Annotated in this window: 5 protein-coding genes; 4 read left to right on the top strand and 1 reads right to left on the bottom strand. The window is 70.2% G+C overall.

Features of this window, described 5'->3' with window-relative positions; all coding sequences use genetic code 11:
* The first annotated feature begins 142 nt into the window (after positions 1-142).
* The 4 genes from ACFWY9_RS13390 to ACFWY9_RS13375 all read left to right on the top strand — a co-directional run bounded on the left by ACFWY9_RS13390 (position 143) and on the right by ACFWY9_RS13375 (position 5,491).
* Positions 143-856, top strand: a complete 714-nt coding sequence (locus tag ACFWY9_RS13390; RefSeq protein ID WP_378323372.1) for a histidine phosphatase family protein — start codon at positions 143-145, stop codon at positions 854-856.
* Between the two features lie 93 nt (positions 857-949).
* On the top strand, positions 950-3,001 hold the full coding sequence (locus tag ACFWY9_RS13385) for a M3 family metallopeptidase (RefSeq protein ID WP_378323371.1): 2,052 nt from the start codon (positions 950-952) through the stop codon (positions 2,999-3,001).
* A gap of 224 nt (positions 3,002-3,225) precedes the next feature.
* Complete coding sequence (locus ACFWY9_RS13380) at positions 3,226-3,849, top strand: TetR/AcrR family transcriptional regulator (RefSeq protein ID WP_378323370.1); 624 nt, start codon at positions 3,226-3,228, stop codon at positions 3,847-3,849.
* 85 nt (positions 3,850-3,934) lie between these two features.
* Entirely contained in the window at positions 3,935-5,491 is a 1,557-nt protein-coding gene (locus ACFWY9_RS13375) for an FAD-dependent monooxygenase (protein ID WP_378339007.1), read from the top strand.
* A 3-nt stretch (positions 5,492-5,494) separates the two neighbouring features.
* Here the strand turns inward: ACFWY9_RS13375 and ACFWY9_RS13370 are convergent, their stop codons facing one another.
* Entirely contained in the window at positions 5,495-7,504 is a 2,010-nt protein-coding gene (locus ACFWY9_RS13370; protein ID WP_378338968.1) for a prolyl oligopeptidase family serine peptidase, read from the bottom strand.
* Positions 7,505-7,538 lie beyond the last annotated feature (34 nt).

Here is a 7,538-nt window from a genome sequence, read left to right as displayed (position 1 = left end):
CTACCCCGCCGCCCCCCCCCCCACCGCGGCCCCCCCCCACACCCCAACCCGGGGACCCGCCGGCCCCCACCCCCGCGGGGGGGGCCGGAAACGCGGGCCTTCACGGCGTACGTCCCTGTGATCGGCACGTAGGGTAGGGCTCGTGGGTACGGTGATATTGGTGCGGCACGGCCGGTCGACGGCGAACGGCTCGGGCATCCTGGCCGGGCGGACGCCGAAGGTCGGGCTCGACGAGACCGGACGGTCGCAGGCGGACAAGCTGGTCGAGCGGCTCGACGGCGTGCCGCTGGCCGAGCTGGTGACCTCGCCGATGCTGCGCTGCAAGCAGACGCTGGCGCCGCTGGCCGCCGCGCGGGACCTGACCAGGAACGTCGAGCCCGGTCTGTCCGAAGTGGACTACGGCGAGTGGACCGGCCGCGAGCTGAAGACCCTGTACAAGGAACCGCTGTGGCGGGTCGTGCAGGCGCACGCCTCGGCAGCGGTGTTCCCGGGCGGGGAGGGGCTCGCCGCGATGCAGGCCCGCGCGGTCGCCGCGGTCCGGGCACACGACGCGCGGATCACCGCGGCGCACGGCGAGCACGCGGTCTGGCTGCTGTGCAGTCACGCCGACGTGATCAAGGCGATCCTCGCCGACGCGCTCGGCCAGCACCTCGACGCGTTCCAGCGGATCGTCGTGGACCCGGCGTCCGTTTCGGCGATCAGCTACACCGAGACACGCCCGTTCGTGCTCCGCGTCAACGAGCACGGCAGCGACCTCACGGGCATCGTGCCGCCCGCGCCGAAGGCCAAGAAGGGCAAGGCGAAGCGGGCGTCCGGGGCCAGTGACGCCGTCGTCGGGGGTTCCACCGGACGGTGACGGATCGCGTGATCCCCTACGGAAAGCCGTGCCGGTGGGTGCCGGAAACCCCGTAGGGTGGCGGCAACGCCGATTCGACCAGGAGCGCACCCGATGATTTCGCCGGACAATCCGTTCGCCACCGCGAGCGAACTGCCCTACGCCCTGCCGCCGTTCGACCGCATCACGGACGAGCACTACCGCCCCGCGTTCGAGGAGGGGCTGGCCGAGCACACCGCGGAGATCGCCGCGATCGCGGGCAATCCGGACGAACCGACCTTCGAGAACACGATCGTCGCCCTCGAACGCGCGGGGGAGTTGCTGAACCGCGTGTCGAGCGTGTTCTACAACCTGGCCGGGTCGAACGCCACCGACGAGATCCAGGCCATCCAGGCGGAGATGGCGCCGAAGCTCGCCGCGCACGCCGACGCGATCCACCTCGATCCGCGCCTGTTCGCGCGGATCAACGCGCTCCACGAGCACCGTGACGACCTCGGGCTCGACGCTGAGTCCGTCCGGTTGCTCGAACGACGGCACACCGACTTCACCCGCGCGGGCGCCGGGCTGCCGGAGGCCGAGCAGGCCCGGCTGCGCGAGCTGAACGAACAGCTGTCGACGCTGCAGACGCGGTTCCAGCAGCATTTGCTCAAGGACACCAACGAACTCGCGGTCGTCATCGACGACGTCGCCGAGCTGGCCGGGCTCGGCGAGGGCGCGATCGCGACGGCGGCCGAGGCCGCGACGGCGCGGGGTGAGGACGGCAAGTACGTCCTCACCCTGACCCTGCCGACGGCGCAGGCCGCGCTGGAATCACTGGAGAACCGCGCGGTGCGAGAGCGGATCTTCACCGCGTCGGTCTCGCGCGGCAACCGGGGCAACGAGTTCGACAACAACGCCGTCGTCGCGGAGGTGGTCCGGCTGCGCGCGGAAAAGGCCGCGCTGCTGGGGTATCCGAACCACGCGGCGTACATCATCGCCGACGAAACCGCGAAGACGGCCGAGGCTGCGGTGGGCCTGCTCGAACGGCTGGCGCCGGTGGCCGTGGCCAACGCCCGCACCGAAGCGGCCGAACTCCAGGAACTGCTGGAGGCCGACGAGCCGGGCGCGACGTTGCGGCCCTGGGATTGGGCGTTCTACGCCGCGAAGGTGCGGCGGAGCCGGTTCCAGGTCGACACCGAGGCGCTGCGCCCGTACTTCGAGCTGAACCGGGTGCTGATCGACGGCGTCTTCCACGCCGCGGGCAAGCTGTACGGCCTGAGCTTCACCGAGCGGGAAGACCTGCCGAAGTACCACCCGGAGGTCCGGATCTTCGAGGTCTTCGACGCCGACGGCAGCGCGCTCGGCCTGTTCCTGATGGACTACTACACGCGCGAGTCCAAACGCGGTGGCGCCTGGATGAACAACTTCGTCGACCAGTCGGGGCTGCTGGAACGCAAGACGGTCGTGGTGAACGTGCTCAACGTCGGCAAGCCGCCGGCGGGGGAGCCGACGCTGCTCACCTTCGACGAGGTCGTGACGGCGTTCCACGAGTTCGGCCACGCGCTGCATTCGCTGCTGTCGTCGGTGACCTACCCGACGTTCTCCGGGACGAACGTGCCGCGCGACTTCGTCGAATATCCCTCGCAGGTCAACGAGATGTGGATGCTGTGGCCCGAGGTGCTGGCGAACTACGCCAAGCACTACGAGACCGGTGAGGCCCTGCCCAGCGAGCAGGTGGAAAAGCTGCTCGCCTCGCAGCAGTACGGCGAGGGCTTCGCGACCACCGAGTACCTGGCCGCGTCGCTGCTCGACCAGGCGTGGCACGGGCTCGGCGTCGACGATCAGGTCGAGGACGTCCAGCGGTTCGAGACCGACGCGCTGGTGAAGGCGGGCGTGGCGCTGGAGAGCGTGCCGCCGCGGTATCGCACCACGTACTTCAACCACGTGTTCGGCGGCGGCTACAGCGCCGGGTACTACTCCTACATCTGGAGCGAGGTGCTGGACGCCGACACCGTCCAGTGGTTCACCGAGAACGGCGGCCTGAGCAGGGCGAACGGCGACCACTTCCGGCGTGAGCTGCTGGGCCGTGGCGGCAGCGTCGACCCGATGGCCGCCTTCCGCGCGTTCCGCGGCCGCGATCCGGAGATCGAGCCGCTGCTGAAGCGCCGTGGCCTGACCGGCGCCTGAGCACGTCCCGTTGTGCTGCCCGCCATCGGAGCGGGCAGCACAACGGTGACCGCTCCACAGTAGACCGTCCGCAATGGACATTCACCTGAGCGCACACTCGCGACTGATGTATAACGCTCTATACGACCTCGCGTTGAAGTTTTCTCTGTGGGTTGCAGGTCCACGAAAAACTGCCGAAACGGCAAACTTGCCGATCCGGCAACTTTGGGCATAGAGTGTCCGACATGGCAGCAGACGACCGCACGGGCCTCCGGGAGCGCAAGAAGCGTGAGACACGGCTGGCGTTGAGCCACGCGGCGATCCGGCTGTGCGTCGAGCACGGCTGGCCGAACGTGTCGGTCGAGGACGTCGCCGCGGCGGCGGACGTGTCCGTGCGGACGTTCCGGAACTACTTCTCCGGCAAGGCGGAGGCCATCGCGGCCGGTCATCTCGATCGCGCGCTGCGGATCGCCGACGAACTGCGGGCACGGCCCGCCGAGGAACCGTTGTGGCAGGCGCTGGCGACGTCGGTGCGAGCCCAGTACGACGTCGGCGGGGACACGGCCGAAGTGTCCGAACGCGACCAGCGCTGGCTGGACGGGCTGCGGCTCGTGCTCGCCGAACCGGCGGTGCGGGCGGAGGTCCTGCGTGCCGACGCCGTGGCGCAGGACGAGCTGGCCGAGGCGATCGCCGAGCGGACCGGCACCGATGTCGCGCACGACGTCTACCCGCGGCTGGTCGCGGCGGTGGCGGGTGCGGGGAGCGCGGTCGCCGTCGGGCAGTGGCTGCGTGACGATCCGTCCGGCTCGGTCGTGCCGTTGCTCGACAAGGTCTTCGAGCTGATCACCGCGGGCCTGCCAACCCCCTGACAGACCTTTGTGGACAGATGAAGCCCGGTGTTCGCCGGGCGGCTTCGCCCTGCCATTTTTCCCGCCATACAAGGAGAAAGTCATGATGATCACTGACGTTGCCGTGGTCGGCGCTGGGCCGAACGGCCTGATGCTGGCGGGTGAACTGGCACTGGCCGGGCTCCGGCCGATCGTGCTGGAACGCCTGCCGGTACCCGATGACCAGCCGAAGGCCAACGGAATGCTCGGGCAGGTCGTGCGGATGATGGACCAGCGTGGCCTGCACGAGCGGCTCGGCGGAGGCCCCGAGTCTCCGGTGCCGAACTCGGCCTACTTCATGTTCGGTGGCCTGCCGGTGGACCTGAGCGTGCTGGACGAAAGCCCGCTCCACGTCCTCCCGGTGCCCCAGCCGCGGATCGTGGAGGTGCTGGAGGATCGCGCGCGTGAACTCGGAGTGGAAATCAGGCGCGGACACGAACTCATCGGGCTGACGCAGGACGATGACGGTGTGGCGCTCGACCTGTCCGGCCCGGACGGGGCCTACCGCCTGCGCGCTCGCTACGTGGTCGGCGCGGATGGCGCGCACAGCGCGACGAGAAAGCTGTCCGGCATCGGTTTTCCCGGCGTCAGTTACGACCGGACGACGACGCGGATGGCGCACGTCCAGCTTCCGGAGGAGTGGCTGGACACGGCGACCGGGGCGTTGCGCGTCCCCGGACATGGTGCCGTGCGGCCATTCCTGCCGCATCGCACGGAGCGCGGCGGCTTCTCCTACGCCCCGTTGCCGGGCCACCCGCCCACGATCGCCACCACAGAGTGGGACCAGCCCGAACCCGCTCAGCCGATGAGTCTCGGCGAACTCCGGGAAAGCGCTTTCCGGGTGCTCGGCGTCGACATCCCGTTCACACCGCCGGAGGGTGACGGGCCGCATTTGCTGCGGCGGTTGCTGGGTGGCAACACCCGGGTCGCCGAGCGGTTCCGCGACCGGCGGGTGTTCCTGATCGGCGACGCCGCGCATGTGTTCGCCGCGGGAGGGTCCGGGCTCAACCTCGGTTTGCAGGACGCCGTGAACCTCGCCTGGAAGCTCGCCGCCGAGATCCGCGGCGAGGCACCCTCCGGCCTGCTCGACACCTACGACGTCGAGCGGCGACGGGCGGCCGGCCGGATGATCACGCACGCCGACGCGCAGCAGGCGCTGATCTCGCCGGGCACCGAGGTCACCGCGTTGCGCGAGCTGTTCACCGATCTGCTGGCGGACCGGGACGCCGTCCGGCGGGTCGCCGAACTGATCGCGGGCACCGACGTCCGGTACGACATGGGAGTGCCCGGCGCTCATCCGGCTGTCGGCCGGTTCGCGCCGGAGCTGGAACTGCGCGTCGGGGACGACATCGTCCGGCTCGCGGAGCTGACGCGGACCGCGCGGCCGCTCCTGGTGGATCTGACCGAGGACGGCTCAGTGGCCGCGGCGTGGTCAGGACTGACCGACCGCGTCGACATCGTCACCGGAAGCGCTATGACTGGCGGGCCGACGGCCTTGCTGTTGCGGCCGGACTGCTACGTGGCGTGGGCGTCGGATGCGGCGAGCCCGGACACCGCGGAGCTGGCCGCCCTCGACACGGCGATGCGGCGGTGGTTCGGCGTACTCGAACCCGTTTCCGCGTAAGGATCAGCCGAGGAGTTCGGGCCGTTGCCACGGGACGCCGTGCACGTGGTGGTCGAGGAAGGCGAACATCGTCGCGTAGAAAACCTTGACATTGTGCGGTTTCCGGATGAAGTGGCCCTCGTCGGGGAAGAAGAGGAACTTGTGCGGTCCCGAGCTGTCGGCCTTCGACCGCGCGGACAGCTCCCACCACAGGTGGAGCGCGTTCCCGATCGGGACGCGGTGATCGCGTTCGCCGTGGACGACGAGCATGGGGGTGGTGATGGCGTCGGCGGACCGGTGCGGTGAGTCCTTCGCCGGTCCGTCGCCGCATAGCTGCTGCTTGAAAAAGTATGCGAGGTCGGAGGTGGCCGCCGACGTGTCGAAGTCCCAGATGGACGCGTGGGTGACGATCGCGGCGAACCGGCCGGTGTGCCCGGCGATCCAGTTCGCGAGGTAACCCCCATAGGACGCGCCGTTCGCGGCGGCACGGTCCGCGTCGATGTCGGGGCGCCGCTGCACAGCATCGGTGATGGTCATGAGGTCACGAAAGGGTGTGTCGCCGCGCCGCTCCCAGCCGCGCCGGATGAAGTCGGCGCCGTAGCCGCTGGAAAGCGCGTAATCGGGCAGCAGGACGGCGTATCCGCGAGCGACCGCGAGCCACGGATTCCAGCGCCAGTGCCAGCTTTTGGCGGACATGTGCGGGCCGCCGTGGATCTGGAGCAGCAGCGGCGAGGGGGCGTCGGCGAACGCCTCGTGTGGCAGCGCGAGCCACGCGCGCAGCGGGGTGCCGTCGTCGGCGGTCGTGGTCACCTCCTCCAGTCGTCCGGGTAGTCGGAGGCCGACGTCGAGGGCTTCGGCGGGGCCGGGCAGCGCCTCGATCGAGGTGCCGTCGAGGGCGATCCGGACGGGCGCGGGCGGGCTGTCGACGGCGGAGCGCAGCGCGTAAACCCAGTAGCCGTCCGGGGAAATCCGGAAATCGGTGTACGCGCCGTGATCCCCGGTCAGCCTGCTGACCGCCCCGGTCTCGACGTCGACGCGCCACAGCGGCGCCCGGCCGTGGTCGTCTGCGGTGACGACGACCGCCTCGCCGTCCGGAGTCCAGCGAGGGGAGCGTGGCCAGCGGTCCCAATCTTGGGCCAGGGGCCGTATCACTCCGCCGGTGAGCGGGATGAGGCCGAGGTATCGGTCCTCGGGGTCGTCCGCGGTGGGCCGACGCTCGACTTCGACCACGACCTGGTCGCCGTCCGGTGAGATGCGGGGCGCGTGGTACTCGTGGGCGGGATCGTCCAGCAGGACGCGGCGTTCCCCGGTCGCGACGTCGATCGCGACGAGGGTGTGCCGTTGCGAGCCACCGGGTTCGGCCACCGTCCAGACGGCGACCACGGCGCGCCCGTCCGGCGTGATGTCCCAGGTGCTTTCGTCGTCCAGCGCCCGGCCCACGTGACCGGTGAGATCGGCGAGACCGAGCGGGGCTTCCTCGCCGGACAGCGCGGCCGCGAACAGCCGCGTCCGTTCCGGACCGAGATCGTGGTCCCAGAAGCGGATCGGGAATTCCTCGTGCAGGATCGCCGAAACCTTCGCGGCCGCGCGTGCTTCCCCGGCCTCGGGCGAGGACGGTGTCGTCGAGCCGAAGACAACGGTGCCCGTCTCACTGACCACGACTCCGCGCACACCGCCGGACGGCGCGGCGATCAGCCGGGCATCACCGCCGCGCGCCGGTTGCAGCCACAGCGAACCGGTCTCCTCGCCGGTGACGAGCGGATGCGGCCGCGCCGAGACGAACAGCAGATCACCGCCGGGCGTGAACGCCGCTCCGGATTCGCCCTCGGCACTCCTGGTGAGGCGGCGGGCCGGGAGCGCGCCGTCCGGGGCGACCTCCCACAACGCCGTCGTGTAGCGGTTCCGGACGTGATCCGGGGTCGCGACGCCGACCACGACTCGGCGTCCGTCGGGGGAGAGCCAGAGCCCTTCGACGCGTGGGATGTCCACAAAGGAATCGAGGTCGGTGAACGCGGCGACGTCGGTAGCGAACATATGTTCGACTCTACCGCGTCGAGGACGTTCTCGG

Source organism: Amycolatopsis sp. NPDC059027, assembly GCF_042739735.1.
GTDB lineage: Bacteria > Actinomycetota > Actinomycetes > Mycobacteriales > Pseudonocardiaceae > Amycolatopsis.
The sequence above is the reverse complement of the archived record's forward strand: the minus strand, read 5'-3'. Positions and strand labels throughout refer to the sequence as shown.

Excerpts from the sequence above, each read along its gene's own strand:
- ACFWY9_RS13385 (WP_378323371.1), top strand. The coding sequence starts at position 950 with ATGATTTCGCCGGACAATCCGTTCGCCACCGCGAGCGAACTGCCCTAC.
- ACFWY9_RS13380 (WP_378323370.1), top strand. The coding sequence starts at position 3,226 with ATGGCAGCAGACGACCGCACGGGCCTCCGGGAGCGCAAGAAGCGTGAG.
- ACFWY9_RS13375 (WP_378339007.1), top strand. The coding sequence starts at position 3,935 with ATGATCACTGACGTTGCCGTGGTCGGCGCTGGGCCGAACGGCCTGATG.
- ACFWY9_RS13370 (WP_378338968.1), bottom strand. The coding sequence starts at position 7,504 with ATGTTCGCTACCGACGTCGCCGCGTTCACCGACCTCGATTCCTTTGTG.